At 72.5% G+C, this 17,683-nt stretch carries 3 protein-coding genes; all 3 read right to left on the reverse strand.

Annotated features, from left to right (window positions below; translation table 11 throughout):
• Nucleotides 1–12,559 (reverse strand): amino acid adenylation domain-containing protein (locus ACFVUY_RS38655; RefSeq protein WP_387736778.1); only part of this gene is annotated, 12,559 nt, incomplete at its 3' end.
• A gap of 22 nt (nt 12,560–12,581) precedes the next feature.
• Nucleotides 12,582–17,243: an amino acid adenylation domain-containing protein gene (locus tag ACFVUY_RS38660; RefSeq protein ID WP_387736779.1), complete on the reverse strand. Its 4,662-nt coding sequence runs from the start codon at nt 17,241–17,243 to the stop codon at nt 12,582–12,584.
• A gap of 56 nt (nt 17,244–17,299) precedes the next feature.
• A complete protein-coding gene (locus ACFVUY_RS38665) occupies nt 17,300–17,509 on the reverse strand; it encodes an MbtH family protein (RefSeq protein ID WP_387736780.1) in 210 nt (69 codons plus the stop codon).
• Nucleotides 17,510–17,683: the final 174 nt, after the last annotated feature.

Genomic DNA, 17,683 nt, shown 5'->3' on the forward strand with positions numbered 1-17,683 from the left:
TCTCCAGGCCCAGCACCTCACCCCACACCTCGGCGAAGCGCTCCTCCACCGGAGTGCGCGGCGCCACGTGCCGCGAGGCCGCGAACGCCGAGCGGTCCGGCGCGGGCAGCGCGCGGTGGTCGAGCTTGCCGTTGGGGGTCAGCGGGATCGCCTGGACCGCGACGTAGGCGGCCGGGACCATGTAGTCCGGCAGCGAACCGCGCAGGTGGGCCCGCAGGTCGGCGGCGTCCGATCCGCTCTCCTCGGCCGGGACCACGTAGGCGACCAGGACCTTCTCGCCGTCCTCGGAGGTGCGGGCGATCACGGCGGCGCTGCCGACGCTCGGGTGGGCGCGCAGCGCGGTCTCGATCTCGCCGAGCTCGATGCGGTAGCCGCGGATCTTCACCTGGCCGTCGATGCGGCCGAGCGATTCCAGGGTGCCGTCGGCCAGCCGGCGGGCCAGGTCGCCACTGCGGTACAGGCGCGAGCCGGCCGGACCGAACGGGTCGGGGGTGAACCGCTCGGCGGTCAGCTCGGGGCGGTCCAGGTAGCCGCGGGCCACGGCGGGCCCGCCGACGAAGATCTCACCGGGGACACCGACCGGGACGAGCTGCCCCGCCGCGTCCAGGACGTGGATCACGGTGTCGTCGAGCGGGATGCCGACCGGGCTGTCCGCCGGGTGCGCCAGGTCCTCCTCGGTGATCTGGCGGAAGGTGGAGTGCACCGTGGTCTCGGTGATGCCGTACATGTTGATCAGCGCGGGGCGCTGCGCACCGACCCGGTCGGTCCACGGCAGCAGCTGGGCGAGGTCGAGCCGCTCGCCCGCGAAGACGACGGCGCGCAGGTTGAGCCGGTCGATGCGCGGGTCACCCTCGGCGGCCATGGCCACCAGCGAGCGGAACGCGGTCGGGGTCTGGCACAGGATGGTGGCCCCGGTCCCGACCAGCAGGCTCAGGAACTCGTCGGGCGAGCGGGTGACCGTCGCGGGGACGACCACCAGGCGGCCGCCGTGCAGCAGGGCGCCCCACATCTCCCACACCGACACGTCGAAGGCATAGGAGTGGAAGAGCGGCCAGACGTCCTGGGCGTCGAAGTGGTAGTGACGCTCACTGCTGGTGAACAGGCGCAGGACGTTGGCGTGGCTGAGGGCGACGCCCTTGGGCTTTCCGGTGGAGCCGGAGGTGTAGATGACGTAGATCAGGTTGTCCGGGGTGACCGCGGTGGCCGGCGCGACGGCCGGAAGCCCGGCGATCAGCGCCTGCTCCGCCTCGTCGTCCAGCACCACGACCCGGCCCTCGAACGAGCCCGTCAGCCGGCCGGCCAGCGAGGACTCGGTCACCAGGATCCGGGCACCCGCGTCCTGAAGGATGTAGGACAGGCGCTCGTCCGGGTTCACCGGGTCCAGCGGCAGGTAGGCCGCACCCGACTTCATCACACCCAGCAGAGTCGGAACCAGGTCCAGACCGCGCTCCAACGAGACACCCACGAGGTCGTCCGGGCCGGCACCCAGCGCGACCAGGCGCTGCGCCAGCCTGTTGGCCCGCTCGTCCACCTGTGCATACGTCAGCGACTCGGCGCCGAAGACCACCGCGACCGCGTCCGGAGTACGGACCGCCTGCTCCGCGAACACCTCGTGCAGGCAACCGTCGACCGGCACCTCCACCGTGGCGTTCCACTCACCCACCAACGAGGCCCGCTCCGCCCCCGGCAGGCACGCCACCGAGGCGTCCCCGTCGAAGTCCGCGACCATCGCCTCCAGCACCAGCCGGTACATCTCCGCCAGCCGCGCCAGGTTCCACCCGCTCAGCACCTCGGTGGTGCTGCCGATGGAGATCCGGCCGCGGGCCGCGGTGACGTTGACCGCGAACTCGTTCACGCCGTCGCCGATGTTGGCGTCGACGTCGACGGTGTCGGTGTCGACCTGGTGGAAGTCCTGGTGGTCGAAGAGCATCGTGATCAGGCGCTCGCCGGTGCCGCTGTCGCGCTGGATGGCGGGCAGCGGGTAGCGGCGGTGGGCCCAGATCTCCGACTCGCGGGCGTACACGCCCTCCACCAGTTCACGCCAGGTGCCGGACGGACGGGTGGCCGGGAACGGCAGGGTGTTCAGGTGCATGCCCAGCACCCGCTCCGCACCCGGCGCCTCCAGACGCCCGTGGTAGACCACACCAGTGTGGAAGGCCTCCTCCGAGGTCAGCGAACCCAGCACCTTCAGGTGCGCGGCCAGCAGCACACTCTTCAGCGAGGTGCGCGCGCGGGCGGCGAGTCGGCGCAGGTCCTCCTCCAGGTCCGCGAACGGTGCGTGGGCCCAGTGCCGCTCGACGGTGCCGGTGCTCTCGCCCCAGCCGGCGGGCACGAGCATGGGCGCGTGCCGGCCGATGACGTCCCGCCAGAAGGCGCGGTCCTGCTCGGAGGCCAGCGACTCCAGCTCGGCCGCGATGAAGTCGGCGTACCGGACGGCCGGCGCCTCCTCGTCAGTGGCCTCGCCCCGGTCGCGCAGCTGCTGGTAGGCGGCCACGATCTCGGTCATCAGGGAGTTGGCGGTCCAGCCCTCGGTCACCGCGTGGCAGTGGCTGAGGACCAGGCGCCAGGCCTCGTCCGACTCCAGGTGGACGGCGAGCCGGACCAGCGGGGCGGCGGTCACGTCGAACGGGGTGGCGCGGTCCAGCGCGGCGAACTCCGCGCGGGCGGCGTCGAGCCCGGCCGCGTCGAGCTCGCGCAGGTCGTGCAGCGAGAGCGGCAGCTCGGCGGTGGCGTGGACGAACTGGAGCGGCTGCGAGTAGCCGGTCATCTCGACCGAGGTGCGCAGGATGTCGTGCCGCTGCACGACGTGCGCGAGGGCGGCGCGCAGCGTCTCCGGCTGGAAGGGCCGGGTGTCCGGGATCAGGAAGGAGTTGAGGTTGTGGTAGACGGCGGTGCCCGGGTTCGCCATCATCTCGACGAGCATGCCGGTCTGGACCTGCGACAGCGGGTAGGCGTCCACGACGCCCTCGGGCAGCGCGGCCCGGTCCTCGTCACCGATCAGCGCGAACGGCTCCACCGTGGTGACCAGCGATGCGCCGGCCTCCTGACCGCTCAGCTTCTGAGCCAGGCGGGCGACGGTCCGCAGCTCGAAGACATCCTGCACCGTCACGTCGTAGCCGGTGGCGCGCAGGGCGCCGACCAGACGGACGACGCGGATGGAGTCGCCGCCGAGGTCGAAGAAGCTGTCCTCGACGCCGACCCGGGTGACGCCCAGGACGTCCGACCAGACGGCCGCCAGCCTCTCCTCCACCGGGGTACGCGGCGCCACGTACGCGGACTGCGCGAACGCGTCGGCGTCCGGGGCGGGCAGGGCCTTGTGGTCGACCTTGCCGCTATTGGTCAGCGGGATGACGTCCAGAGCGACGAAGGCCGTGGGGACCATGTACTCGGGCAGCGAGCGGGCCAGGAACTCCCGCAGCGCGGCCGTGTCCAGGCCGGAGCCGCCGGCCGGGACCACGTAGGCGACCAGGGACTTGTCACCCTGGGCGTCCTCGTGCGCGGCCACGACGGCGTCGCGGACGGAGGTGTGCTCGCGCAGGGCGCTCTCGATCTCGCCGAGCTCGATGCGGTAGCCGCGGATCTTCACCTGGCCGTCGATGCGGCCCAGGCACTCCAGGGTGCCGTCCGGGAGGACACGGGCCAGGTCGCCGGTCGCGTAGAGGCGGGAGCCGGCCGGCCCGAAGGGGTTCGGGACGAACTTCTCCGCCGTCAGGTCCGGGCGGCCCAGGTACCCGCGGGCCAGACCGTCACCACCGATGAACAGCTCGCCCGTCACACCCTGCGGCACCGGGTTCAGGTCCACGTCCAGGACGTGGAGCCGGGTGTTGGCCAGCGGACCGCCGATCGAGACCTGCTCGACGCCGTCCGGGACCTCGCCCTGCGCGGACCAGATCGTCGTCTCGGTCGGACCGTAGACGTTGACCAGGCGGCCGACCTGCGGCAGCAGCTCCCGCGCCAGGCCGGCGGTCAGCGCCTCGCCGCCGACGAGCGCGGTGACGGCGTAGTTGTCGAAGCCGGCCTCGAGCAGCAGGCGCCAGCCCGACGGAGTCGCCTGGACGTGGGTGACCCGGTTCCGGGCCACCAGCTCGACGAGCGCGGCGGCGTCCTTGGCCTGTTCGGCCGAGGCCAGGACGATCTTCCCGCCGGTGATCAGCGGCAGGTGCAGCTCCAGACCCGAGATGTCGAACGACACCGAGGTCGAGGCCAGCCAGGTGCCCGGGCGGCCGGGGGTCACGTCGTCGCGGATCGAACCCAGCAGGTTCACCAGCGCACCGTGGCCGATCATCACACCCTTGGGACGACCGGTGGATCCGGAGGTGTAGAGGACGTACGCCAGTTCGTCGGCGGCCGGGGTGACGCCCTCCCAGCTCTCCTCGGAACCGCCGTCCAGCGCCAGCCACGGACCCGCGTACTCACCGAGCCGGTCCGTCGGGTCGGCGTCGGTCAGGACGAGCGCGGCACCCGAGTCGGCGAGCATGTAGCCCACCCGCTCGGCCGGAAGCGACGGATCGACCGGGAGGTAGGCGGCACCCGCCTTCCAGACGCCCAGCATCGCCGCCAGGACACCGGGGCCGCGGTCGAGGTACAGACCGACCACCGATCCGGACCCGACCCCCTGCCCGCGCAGCCGGCCCGCGATCCGCGAGGACCACGCGTCCAGCTCGCCGTACGACACCCGCTCCCCGCCGAACACCACCGCGACCGCATCCGGCGAAGCAACCGCACGAGCGCGGAAGAGGTCGAGGGACAGCTCGCGCTGGTCTGGTTCCGTACGCATCCGAGGCACTGCGGTCTGCTCCAAGTGGGGTATGTAGGCGGCGGTGGCGTCGCCTTCGGGGTCCGAGGCCATGGCTTCGAGTACGAGCCGGTACATGGCGGAGAGCTGTTCGGCGCGATCCCGGCCGAGCTCGTCCGTGCTGGACTTGATCGCGAGGACACCGCCGGTGGCGATGACCGCGAGCGCGAACTCGTTGACGCCGACGCCCAGCCCCGCGCCGGCGTCCACGGTGCCGGTGTCGACCTGGTGGAAGTTCTGGTGGTCGAACATCACCGTGAGCAGGCGCTGGGAGGTGCCGCTGTCGCGCTGGACGGCGGGCAGCGGGTAGCGGCGGTGGGCCCAGGTCTCCGCCTCCTGCGCGAAGACCTGCTCCACCAGCTGGCGCCAGGTGCCGGACGGGCGGGTGGCGGGGAACGGCAGCGTGTTCAGGTGCATGCCCAGCACCCGCTCCGCACCCGGCGCCTCCAGACGCCCGTGGTAGACCACGCCGGTATGAAAGGCCCGCTCCGGGCTGAGCATGCTCAGCACCTTGAGGTGGGCGGCCAGCAGCACGCTCTTCAGCGAGGTGCTCGTGCGGCGCGCCAGCCGGCGCAGCCCGTCCTCCAGGTCGCGGTAGTCGACCTCCAGGCGGTAGGGCTCCTTCGCACCGCCCTGGGCGCGCCACCCCGACGGCAGCTCGAACGGCGTGTGGTCGGCGACGACGTTCCGCCAGAAGGCGCGGTCCTCCTCGGAGGCCAGCGACTCCAGCTCGGCCGCGATGAAGTCCGCGTAGCGGACGGCCGGCGCCTCGTACGCGGGCAGCTCACGGCCGTCGCGCAGGTGCTGGTAGGACGCCAGCAGCTCCATGAGCAGCGAGTGGTAGCTCCAGCCCTCGGCGATGGCGTGGTTGTAGGTGAAGGTCAGTCGCCAGGCCTCGTCCGACTCCAGGTGGATCGCGATCCGCAGCAGCGGAGCGGTCCCGAGGTCGAACGACTCGGCTTCCTCCCGGGCGGTGAAGGCCAGTAGCGCGGCACGCTGCTCGTCGGCCGTCAGACCCCGCAGGTCCTCGATGCGGACGGGGATCGTCGTCTCCGCATGCACCAGTTGCAGGGGCTGGCTGTACGTCTCGAAGTCCAGCGAGGTGCGCAGGGCCTCGTGGCGGCCGGTCACGACGGCGGCGGCCTTCGTGAGGGCGTCGAGGTCGAAGGGCGTGGTGTCCGGGATGCGGAAGGAGTTGATGTTCAGGTAGGCGGACTCGCCCCGGCCCTGAGCGGCCATCATCTCGACGAGCATGCCGGTCTGGATCTGCGACAGCGGGTAGGCGTCCACGACACCCTCGGGCAGCGCGGCCCGGTCCCCGTCACCGATCAGCGCGAACGGCTCCACCGCGGTGACCAGCGATGCGCCGCCGTTCCCGGCGAGAACACCGGCGAGGCCGGCGATGGTGGTGTGGGTGAAGACCGTCCGGATGGAAGCCTCGTAGCCGGCGGCCCGCAGGGCGCCGACCAGACGGACGACGCGGATGGAGTCGCCGCCGAGCTCGAAGAAGCTGTCCTCGACACCGACCCGGGCGACACCCAGGACGTCCGACCAGATGGCGGCCAGACGCTCCTCCAGCGGGGTGCGCGGGGCGACGATCTCGGCGCTGGCGAAAGCGGTCTGGTCGACAACCGGCAGGGCCTTGTGGTCGACCTTGCCGCTGTTGGTCAGCGGGATGACGTCCAAGGTCACGAAGACGGCCGGGACCATGTACTCGGGCAGCGAGCGGGACAGGAACTCCCGCAGCGCGACCGTGTCCGGAGCCGAGTCGTCGGCACTGACGACGTAGGCGACCAGGGACTTGTCCCCGTGCGCGTCCTCCTGGGCCGTCACGACGGCGTCACGAACCCAGGCGTGCTCGCGCAGGGCGCTCTCGATCTCGCCCAGCTCGATGCGGTAACCGCGCACCTTCACCTGGCCGTCGATGCGGCCCAGGCATTCCAGGGTGCCGTCCGCGAGGACACGGGCCAGGTCACCCGTCGCATACAGGCGGGAGCCGGCCGGCCCGAAGGGGTTCGGAACGAACTTCTCCGCCGTCAGATCCGGGCGGCCCAGGTAACCACGGGCCAGACCGTCACCACCGATGAACAGCTCACCCGTCACACCCTGCGGCACCAGCTGAAGGCCACCGTCCAGGACGTGCAGCCGGGTGTTGGCCAGCGGGCCGCCGATCGAGACCCGCTCCACCCCGTCCGGGACCTCACCCTGGGCGGACCAGATCGTCGTCTCGGTCGGACCGTAGACGTTCACCAGGCGGCCGACCTGCGGCAGCAGCTCCCGCGCCAGGCCGGCGGTCAACGCCTCGCCGCCCACCAGGGCGGTCACCGACACGTCCTCAAAGCCCGCCGCCAGCAGCAGGCGCCAGCCCGACGGAGTCGCCTGGACATGCGTGACCTCGTTACGGGCCACCAGCTCCACCAGCGCCGCGGCATCCTTCGCCTGCTCGGCCGAGGCCAGCACGATGCTCCCGCCGGAGATCAACGGCAGGTGCAGCTCCAGACCCGAGATGTCGAACGACACCGACGTCGAAGCCAGCCACGTGCCCGGAGCACCCGGAGTCACGTCGTCACGGATCGAACCCAGCAGGTTCACCAGCGCACCGTGCCCGATCATCACACCCTTCGGGCGACCGGTCGAACCCGAGGTGTAGAGCACGTACGCCAGTTCGTCGGCGGCCGGGGTGACGCCCTCCCAGCTCTCCTCGGAACCGCCTGCCAGCTCCAGCCACGGACCCGCGTACTCACCGAGCCGGCCGGCCGGGTCGGCGTCGGTCAGAACGAGCGCGGCACCCGAGTCGGCGAGCATGTAGCCCACCCGCTCGGCCGGAAGCGACGGATCGACCGGAACATACGCAGCCCCCGCCTTCCACACACCCAGCATCGCCGCCACAACACCCGGACCACGGTCCACAAACAGACCCACAACCGATCCGGACCCGACCCCCCGCCCACGCAGCCGGCCCGCGATCCGCGAGGACCACGCGTCCAGCTCGCCATACGAAACCCGCTCCTCACCGAACACCACCGCGACCGCATCCGGCGCAGCCGCCGCACGAGCCCGGAACAACTCCAGAGCCGAACCCGCACCCCACTCCACCGACGAACCACCACGCACCAGCGCGACCCGCTCCGCCTCCGGCAACACCACACCCGACGCGTCACCGTCCGGATCCGCCGCCATCGCCTCCAGCACCAACCGGTACAGCGCACCCAGCCGCTCGAGTGCGGCCCGGCTCACGACGTCCGACGTCGTGTTGAGGGCGATGTGCCCGTCGGAGGCGGTCACGTTGAGCGCGAACTCGTTGCCGCCGATGTCCTGCTGGACCGAGGTGCCGACGCTCGCGGTGCCGAGCTGGCCGAAGTCCTGGTACTCGAAGAGGACGGAGACGAGCCGCTCGCGGGTGCCGCTGTCGCGCTGGATGGCGGGCAGCGGGTAGCGGCGGTGGGCCCAGATCTCCGCCTCCTGCGCGAAGACCCGCTCCACCACCTCACGCCAGGTGCCCGACGCGCGGGTGGCGGGGAACGGCAGCGTGTTCAGGTGCATGCCCAGCACCCGCTCCGCACCCGGCGCCTCCAGACGCCCGTGGTAGACCACGCCCGCGTGAATGGCCTCCTCCGCACTGAGCATGCCCAGCACCTTCAGGTGCGCCGCCAGCAGCACGCTCTTCACCGAGGCCTTGGCGTCGTTGGCGAGCCGGTGCAGCTCCTCCTCCAGGTCGAGGAAGGGCACCCGTACGCCGTGCCGGTCGCGCGTACCGCCCTGCGGGTCGGCCCACGACTCCGGCAGCCGCAGCGGCGCGTGCTCCGCCACCACGTCCTGCCAGAAGGCACGGTCCTCCTCGGAGGCCAGCGACTCCAGCTCCGCCGCGACGAAGTCCGCGAACCGGACGGCCGGCGCCTCGTAGGCGGGCAGCTCACGGCCGTCGCGCAGCTCCCGGTAGCACTCCACCAGCTCCATCAGCAGCGTGTTCAGGGTCCAGCCGTCGGTGACGGCGTGGCAGTGGCTGAGGGTGAGCGACCAGGCGTCGTCCGACTCGATGTTCACGCCGACGCGCAGCAGCGGGGCGACGGTCAGGTCGAAGGCGCTGTCGCGCTCGTGGGCGAGGCCGGCGGCCTCGCGGCGTTCCTGCTCCGCGGTGTCCAGGCCGCGCAGGTCCTCGACGCGCAGCGGGAGGTCACCGATCTCGGCGTGGACGAGCTGGAGCGGCTGGGAGTAGCCGTTGAGGTGGATGGACGTGCGCAGCACCTGGTGGCGGTTCAGGACCTCCCGCAGGGCTCCGCGCAGCGCGTCCTGGTCGAGCGGGCGACCGTCCGCCATCCGGAAGAGGTTGACGTTGTGGTAGACGTCCTTGCCCGCGCCGTCGTCCTGGGCGGCCAGCATCTCGGCCAGCATGCCGGTCTGGATCTGCGACAGCGGGTAGGCATCCACGACGCCCTCGGGCAGCGCGACGCGGTCCTCGTCGCCGATCAGCGCGAACGACTCCACGGCGGTGACCAGCGACCCGTCGGTGGCCTGGCCGGCGAGGTGCTCGGCGAGGGACGCGACGGTGCGGTGCTGGAAGACGTCCCGGACGGTGAGGTCGTAGCCGGCGGTGCGCAGGGCGCCGACCAGGCGGACGACGCCGATGGAGTCGCCGCCGAGCTCGAAGAAGCTGTCGAGGACGCTGATGCGCTGCAGGCCGAGCACCTCGCCCCAGATCCCGGTCAGCTCCTCCTCGAGGGCGGTGGCCGGCGCGCGGTGGCCGCCGGCGGCCGCTTCGCCCGGGGCGGGCAGCGCGCGGTGGTCGACCTTGCCGTTTCCGGTCAGCGGGATGCTGTCGATGGCGACGAAGGCGGTCGGCACCATGTACTCGGGCAGCGCGGCGGCCAGGTGGGCGCGCAGCACCTCCGGGTCGAAGGTGTCGCCGTCGGCGGCGACCACGTAGGCGGTGAGCCGCTTGTTGCCGGGGCTGGGTTCGCGCACGCTGACGACGGTGTCCCCGACGGTCGGGTGCAGGCGCAGGCGGGCCTCGATCTCGCCGAGTTCGATGCGGTAGCCGCGGATCTTGACCTGGTTGTCGATGCGGCCGAGGAAGTCCAGCGAGCCGTCCGCGAGCCAGCGGGCCAGGTCGCCGGCGCGGTAGAGGCGGGAGCCGGCCGGGCCGAAGGGGTTGGGGACGAACTTCTCCGCCGTCAGGTCCGGGCGGCCCAGGTAACCACGGGCCAGACCGTCGCCGCCGATGTAGATCTCGCCCGGCACCCCGACGGGGACGGGGGCGAGGTCGTCCGTGAGGACGTACATGGTGCTGTTGGGGATGGGCTCCCCGAGCGGGATGAGCTCGGCCGCGGGCAGGTCGGTGATCGGGCTGCCGGAGTTGCCGATGGTGATCTCGGTCGGGCCGTACTCCGAGCCGACCATGGTGCCGCCGGGGCCGGCGAGCCGCTGCCAGCGGTCGGCGAGCGAGGTGGGGAAGGTGTCGCCGGCCGCGATCACCAGGCCAGCGAGGCCGTGGGCCTGCTCGGGGGTGAGCTGGTGGGTGAGCAGGTCGAGGTGGCCGGGGGTGAGCTTGATGAAGCTGAACGGGCCGGCCGCCGCGAGGGCGGGGCCGAGGGTGGCGGTGTCGAGGTCCATCGGCATGAGGTGGACCGACTGGCCGGTGATCAGCGGGGTGAAGAGGTCGGGGATGCCGAGGTCGAAGGAGATGGAGGAGAACAGCGGCGCGCCGGCGTTCCCGTGGGCGGCGTACGAACCGACTGTCCACCGCAGGTAGTTGGCGAGGCCGTGCTGGTGGATCATGACGCCCTTGGGGCGCCCGGTGGAGCCGGAGGTGTAGATGACGTAGGCCAGCGCCTGCGGGTCGAGCGGGACGAGGGGGTCGGTGTCCGGCTGCTCGTCGACGAGGTACTGGTCCTGGTCCAGCACGAGGAAGGTGCCGTAGTGGATGCCGGCCAGGGTGGGGATGTGCTGGCCGGTGGTGACCACGATCGACGCCTGGGTGTCCTCCAGCATGAAGCGGAGGCGGTCGATGGGGACGCTCGGGTCCAGCGGGAGGTAGGCGGCGCCGGCCTTCCAGATGCCGACCAGGGTGGGGACGAGGTGGACGTCGCGGTTCAGGCAGACGCCGATGAGCATGTCGGGGCGGGCGCCCAGTTCGAGCACGCACCGGGCGATCCGGTTGGACTGCTCGTCCAGCTCGCGGTAGGTGAGGTGCTCCTCGCCGACGACGACGGCGACCGCGTCGGGGGTGGCGGCGGCCTGGGCGCGGATCAGGTCGACGGTGAGCTGCGGCCGCTCGGCGGCTCCGCCGTCGGCCCAGCTGCCGAGCACCAGGCGGCGCTCCTCCTCGGGGAGGATCTCCAAGGTGGACAGCGGCGCCCCGGGGTCGGCGGTGGCGCTCTCCAGCACCTGGACGTACTGGCGGGCGAAGCGCTCGGCGGTGGTCCGGTCGAACAGCGCGGTGGCGAAGTCCAGCCGGGCGTTGAGCGGGCCGTCCTGGACGTCCTCGACGTCCAGGGTGAGGTCGACCTTGGCGATGCCCTCACCGGATTCGCGCCGCACGGAGACGCCGGGCAGCTCCAGGCCGGCGTCACGCTGCTCGCGCATGATGAAGTCGACCTGGTAGAGCGGGGTGCGGGAGAGGTCGCGCTCGGGCTGCAGCTCGTCCACGAGGCGGGCGAACGGCACGGCCTGGTGTTCGTACGCGTCGAGGACGGTGCCGCGGCCGGCGGTGACCAGTTCGGCGAAGGACGGGTCGCCGGTCCAGGCGGCGCGGGCCACCAGGACGTTGATGCCGTAGCCGACGAGTTCCTGCAGCTCGGGGCGGTTGCGTCCGGAGACGGTCACGCCGACCGGGATGTCGGTGCTGCGGGTGTAGCGGGAGAGCAGCACCTGGTAGGCGGTGAGCAGGACGACGAAGCGGGTGACGCCGTGCCGACGGGCGAGTTCGCCGACGCGCCCGGCCAGGTCGGCCGGGATGCTGAACGGCACCGAGGCGCCGCTCGGGTCGCGCAGGGCGGGCCGCTGACGGTCGGTGGGCAGGTCCAGTACCGGCAGACCGGCGAGCTGCTCGCGCCAGTAGGAGAGCTGGCGCTCCAGGGCGGGGCCGCTCAGTTCGCCGCGCTGCCAGGCCGCATAGTCGGCGTACTGGAGGGGCAGCGGGGCCGGCTGGTCGTCCTGGCCGGTGACGGCCGCGCGGTAGAACCGGTCCAGCTCCCGCGTGACGATGCCCACCGACCAGGCGTCGCAGGCAATGTGGTGGAGGGTGACAACGAGCAGGTGGTCGTCGTCGGCCAGGGTGAACAGCTTCGCCCGCACCGGCCACTCGCGCTCCAGGTCGAAGGGGGCGGCGGCCTCCTCCTCCGCCAGGGCGCGGGCCCGCACCTCCCGGTCGTCGGCCGGGAGGTGCGACAGGTCGACGACGGCGATGTCCAGCGGCCGGGCCGCGTCGACCCGCTGCACCGGGCGCTCGCCCACCAGCGCGTACCGGGTGCGCAGGATCTCGTGCCGTGCCACGATCCGGTCCCAGGCGGTGCGCAGGGCGCCGACGTCCAGCGCGCCGGTCAGCCGCAGCGCCAACGGGACGAGGTACTCAGGGCTCTCGGGGTCCATCCGGTTGAGGACCCACATCTGCTCCTGACCGAACGAGAGCGGCAGCGGCTGCTCGCGGTCGGCGGCGGTGATGGCCGGCCGGTGGTTGCCGCGCTTGCCCGCCAGGCGGCGGCGCAGCAGCTCCTCCCGCAGGTTGGCCGCGTTCTGCTTGGTGGACGACTTGTCGCCGGTGTTCATGATCCCTGGTCTCCCGCCAGCGCTAGTTGTCGATGAGCTCGGAGTCGGCAAGCCGCTCGATCTCCGCCTTGATCTCGTTCTCGATCGCCTCGGCCAGTCCGCGGACCGTAGGCATGTCGAACACCGTTCGAATGGTGAGGTTGACGTCGAACTCGTCCTGGAGCTGCGCGGTCATGCGGATCGCGAGGATCGAGTGGCCACCGATCTCGAAGAAGCTGTCCAGGACGCTGACCCGTTCCAGGCCCAGGATGTCCGCCCAGATCTCGGCGATGCGCTCCTCGGTGGGGGTGGCCGGCGCGCAGTGGTCGCCGGCCGGAGCCTCGATGGCGGGCAGGGCCCGGTGGTCCAGCTTCCCGTTCGAGGTCAGCGGGATGGCCAGCAGCTCCGCGACGGTGGCGGGGACCATGTACTCCGGCAGCGCCCCGGCCAGGTGGGCGCGGATGGCCTGCGGGTCGGCGGTGCCGCTCTCGGGGACGACGTAGGCGGCGAGGGACTTCTCCCCCCGGTCGTCCGTGCGCAGCACGACCACGGCGTCCCTGATGCCCGGGATCGCGGTCAACTGGGCCTGGATCTCGCCGAGTTCGATCCGGTAGCCGCGCAGCTTGACCTGATCGTCGATGCGGCCGAGGAACTCGATGGCGCCGTCGGGGAGCCGGCGGGTCAGGTCGCCGGTGCGGTACAGCCGGGAGCCGGCCGGGCCGAACGGGTCCGGAACGAACTTCTCCGCGGTCAGGTCCGGCCGGCCGAGGTAGCCGCGGGCCACTCCGTCGCCACCGATGTGGAGCTCGCCGGCGACCCCGACCGGGGCGAGCCGGCCGTTGCCGTCCAGGACGTAGCCGGTGGTGTTGGGCAGGGAGCCGCCCAGCGGCACCGGCTGGTCGTAGGCGGTGACCACCGGGTGGGCGGTGGAGCCGATCGACGCCTCGGTCGGCCCGTACTCGTTGATGAGCCGGCCTGCGCCGAGGATCTCCCGCCAGTGGTTGGCGGTGCGGGCGGTCAGCGCCTCACCGGCGACCAGGATCAGCCGGGCGAGCCGCTCGCACTGTTCGGCGGTGAGCTGGTGGCTGAGCAGTTCCAGGTGGCCGGGGGTGAGCTTGACGAAGCTGAACGGGCCGGCCGCCGCGAGGGCGGGGCCGAGGCCGGACAGGTCCAGGTCGGCCGGCAGGACGTGCACCGGCTGCCCCGTGATCAGGGGGACGTAGAGATTGGTCGCCGGGAGGTCGAAGGCGACGGAGGAGAACAGCGGGGCGCCGCCCTCGCCGGTGACCAGGTCGCGGGCCGCCCAGCGCAGGTGGTTGACCAGGCCGTGCTGGGTGACCATGACGCCCTTGGGCTTGCCGGTCGAGCCCGAGGTGTAGATGACGTAGGCGAGGTGGTCCGGGTCGCCGGGACGCGCCGGGGCGTCGGCGCGGCGGGCCGCAATGGCCTGCTCGTCCCGGTCGACGAAGACCCGGGCGCCGGCGAAGGACTCGGTGAGGGCGGTGAGCGGGGACTCGGTGACCAGGACGGGGGCGCCGCAGTCGGCCAGGACGTGGCTCAGCCGCTCGGCCGGGTTGGCCGGGTCCAGCGGGACGTAGCCGGCCCCGGCCTTCCAGACGCCGAGCAGTGCGGTGACCAGCCCGGGGCCCCGCTCCAGGCAGACGCCGACCAGGGTGTCCGGGCGGGCACCGTTGGCGATGAGGTGGTGGGCCATCCGGTTGGCCTGCTCGTCGAGCTCCCGGTAGGTGAGCACCTGTCCGCCGCTGATCAGGGCGGGGGCGTCGGGGGTCTCGGCGGCACGGGCCTCGAACAGGTCGATGACCGAGCCGGGCTCCCACGTCTGCCGGGTGTCGTTCCAGCCGGTCGACAGCTCCTCGCGCTCGGCGTCGGTGAGGATGTCCAGCTCGGCGAGCGCCGAACCGGGGTCGGTGACGGCGGACTCCAGCAGCCGCAGGAAGTGGTCGGCCAGCCGCTCGATCGTGGCGTGCTCGAACAGCGAACTGGCGTATTCGAAGGCGCCGGTCCAGCTGCCGTCGGCCTCCGCGCGGACGTACAGGGTCAGGTCGGTCTTGGCGACCCGGCGGGCGTCGCGCAGGAAGCCGATGTCCTCGCGGTCGGGCATGCCCGCGGCCAGCTGCTCGTCGTGCATGTTGAACGCGACCTGGTACAGCGGGGTCCGGGAGAGGTCGCGCTCGGGCCGCAGCTCCTCGACCAGGTGCTCGAACGGCAGGTCCTGGTGGGCGAAGGCGGACAGGCAGGAGGTGCGGACGTCCTGCAGGGCGGTGGCGAAGGACTGCCGGTCGTCGAGGCGGCAGCGCAGCACCAGGGAGTTGAGGAAGAAGCCGACCATGGGCTCGGTCTCGGCACGGGTGCGGCCGGCGACCGGCGCGCCCACCACGACGTCCCACTGCCCGGTGTGCCGGGCGAGCAGGGTGCCGAAGGTGGTGAGCAGGGTCATGAACGGGGTGGCCTCGTGCCGGCGGCCGAACGCCTTGGCCGCGGCGGCCAGCGGGCCGGGGACGGTGAAGGTGACGACGCCGCCGCGCCCGTCGCGCTCGGCCGGGCGGGGGTGGTCGACGGGCAGTTCCAGCGGGGCGGCCCCGGCCAGGGCGGTCCGCCAGTGGTCGAGGCTCTCGGCGAGCCTCTCCTTGCTGCGCCACTCCTGCTGCCAGGCGGCGAAGTCGGCGTACTGCAGGTGGAGTTCGGGCAGCTCGGCGCTGCGGCCCGCGCGGTGCGCCTCGACCAGCTCGCGGAACTCGCTCTCCAGGACCGCGGTGGACCAGCCGTCGCAGGCGATGTGGTGGAAGGTGATCAGGAGCAGCTGGTCGCCGTCGCCCTCACCGCAGAGCAGGGCCCGCCACAGGCGCCCGGAGGAGAGGTCGAAGCCGGTGTCGAACTGCTCCTGGCAGGCCGTGAGCAGCTCCTCGCGGGTGCCCTCGACGACCTTCAGCTCGATCGGCCGGTGGGCCTCGACGACCTGCAGCGGCTCGCCGTCCTGGCTCAGGTAGCGGGTGCGCAGGGCCTCGTGGCGCTCGCCGAGGGCGTCGAGGGCGGCCCGGACGGCCTCCGGCCCGGTGTCCGCGGCCACACGCAGGGACAGCGAGGAGACCCATTCCGGGCTCTGCGGCTGCATCGAGTCCATGAACCACAGGCGGCGCTGGCCGTAGGACAGCGGCAGCGCGGTGTCGCGCGGCACGGCGGTGACGGCGGGCGGGGTCGCCCGGTCGGCGCCGCCGTCGGGATCGATCAGGCGGGCCTGCTCGCGCACGGTCACCGCGGTGAACAGGTCGGTGAGGGCGATCTGACGGCCGGTCGCCGCGCGCAGCTGCTCGGCGAGCTGCGTGATGACCAGCGAGTAGCCGCCGAGCTGGAAGAAGTTGTCGTCGGCGCCGACCCGCTCCACCTCCAGGAGGCGGGACCACGCCTGGGCGACGATCTGCTCGGCCTCGGTGGCGGGGGCCGTGTAGGGCGGGCGCCCCGCGGTGCGCGGTGCCTTCCGGTCGTCGCCGGCGGTGGCGGTGACCTCTCCGGTGCGGCCCAGGTACTCCAGGGCGCCGTCGGTGCGCCAGCGGGCCAGGTCGCCGGTGCGGTGGAGGCGGGAGCCGGGGGGACCGTACTGGGCGGGGACGAGGGCCGCCGCGGTCAGGGCGGGGGCGCCCAGGTAGCCGTGGGGGGCACCGAGGCCGGCGACGTGGATCTCGCCGGGGACACCCGGCGGGACCGGGCTGCCCTCCTCGTCCAGGACGAGGACGCGGACGTTGTCGATCGGACGCCCGAGGATGGCGTGGGGCGCGTCCTGCCCGGCGTCGAAGGGGTGGGCGGTGACGGCGAGGGCGCCCGGTCCGTAGACGTGCCAGAGCGCGGCCCCGGGCAGGGCCTTGAGAACCGACCGGCCGAGGTCTGCCTCCAGCGGGGTGCCCACGGCGAGCACGAGCCTGACGGCGGAGCGGTCCGCCGTCTCCTGGCCGCCCACCAGGTCGGCGAGCAGGTCGGGAGTGGCCGGCAGGACGGTCACCCGCTGTCCGGCGACGAGGTGCGCCAGCCGTCCCGGCTCGGCGGCCTCCTCCGGCGTCGCCAGCACCGCGGTCGCGCCGGCGGCCAGTGCGGTGAACACCGGCCACGGGGCGTCGACGGCGCGGTCCAGGTGGAGGATCCGGTCGGCGGCGCCGATCCCGTGCCGGCGCGCCGTCCAGCGGACCTGGTTGGCCAGGGCCGCGTGCTCGACGACCAGAGCCGTGCCGTCCGGGCCCCGGCTCACCCAGGCACTCTCCGAGGTCGCCCCGGGGTCGGTCGCCGGGAAGAACGAGATGTCCTCCTCGTCCGCGTCCAGGAGCACCACCCGCACGCCCTCGCCCGCCACCTCGGCCGCGAACCGCTCCAGGGTGAGGACAACGCCGACGGCGCTGCCCTGCTGGATCCGGCGCAGGTGCGCGGCCGGCCCGTCGGCGTCCAGCGGCACGGCGACCGCGCCGGCCCGCCAGACGCCGAGGACGGCCGACGGCAGCTCGGCACTGTGCGGCAGGTGGGTGCCGACCAGGCTCTCCGGGCGGACACCGGCGTCGCGCAGGTAGTGCGCGAGCCGGTTGGCCGCCTCGTCGAGCGCCGCGTAGGTGATCTCCTGGTTGCCGTGGCGAACGGCGACCGTGTCCGGAGCCTGGGCTGCCAGGTCCGCGATGAGACGGGTGAGGGGCGTCTGACGTGCCACGAGTGCTCCGAGCGTGGTCAGGAGGGACAGGGAAAGGGGGTGGGGAGGGGGGAGGGTCAGGCGGCGTTCTCGGTCATGCGCTGACGCAGGCTCAGCGGGCGCATGTCGGTCCACACCGTGCCGATGTGGGAAAGGCATTCCTCCTTGGCCCCGCGGGTACCTTCGGCGCGCCAGCCGGCGGGCAGCTCACGCTCGGCCCGCCAGATCGAGTACTGCTCCTCGTCGTTGAGCACGACCAGGTACTCCTGCGCGTTCTGCTCGGACATTTCGCTCCCAATACGTGTCTTCGTCCGTCTGGTGACGGACGGCGGCAATGCTTGAATACCTACTCTCCGAGTGGCCCTATAGGTGGTCTATATCTCACCCCGAGCGGCGCGGACGAGCCTCCAGATATATGACATGGACACTAAGAATTTGCACATATGCCCAGGTCAGAGCGG

It is taken from the genome of Kitasatospora sp. NPDC058063 (assembly GCF_042885395.1).
Classification (GTDB): domain Bacteria; phylum Actinomycetota; class Actinomycetes; order Streptomycetales; family Streptomycetaceae; genus Kitasatospora; species Kitasatospora lactacystinica.

Excerpts from the sequence above, each read along its gene's own strand:
- ACFVUY_RS38665 (WP_387736780.1), bottom strand. The coding sequence starts at position 17,509 with ATGTCCGAGCAGAACGCGCAGGAGTACCTGGTCGTGCTCAACGACGAG.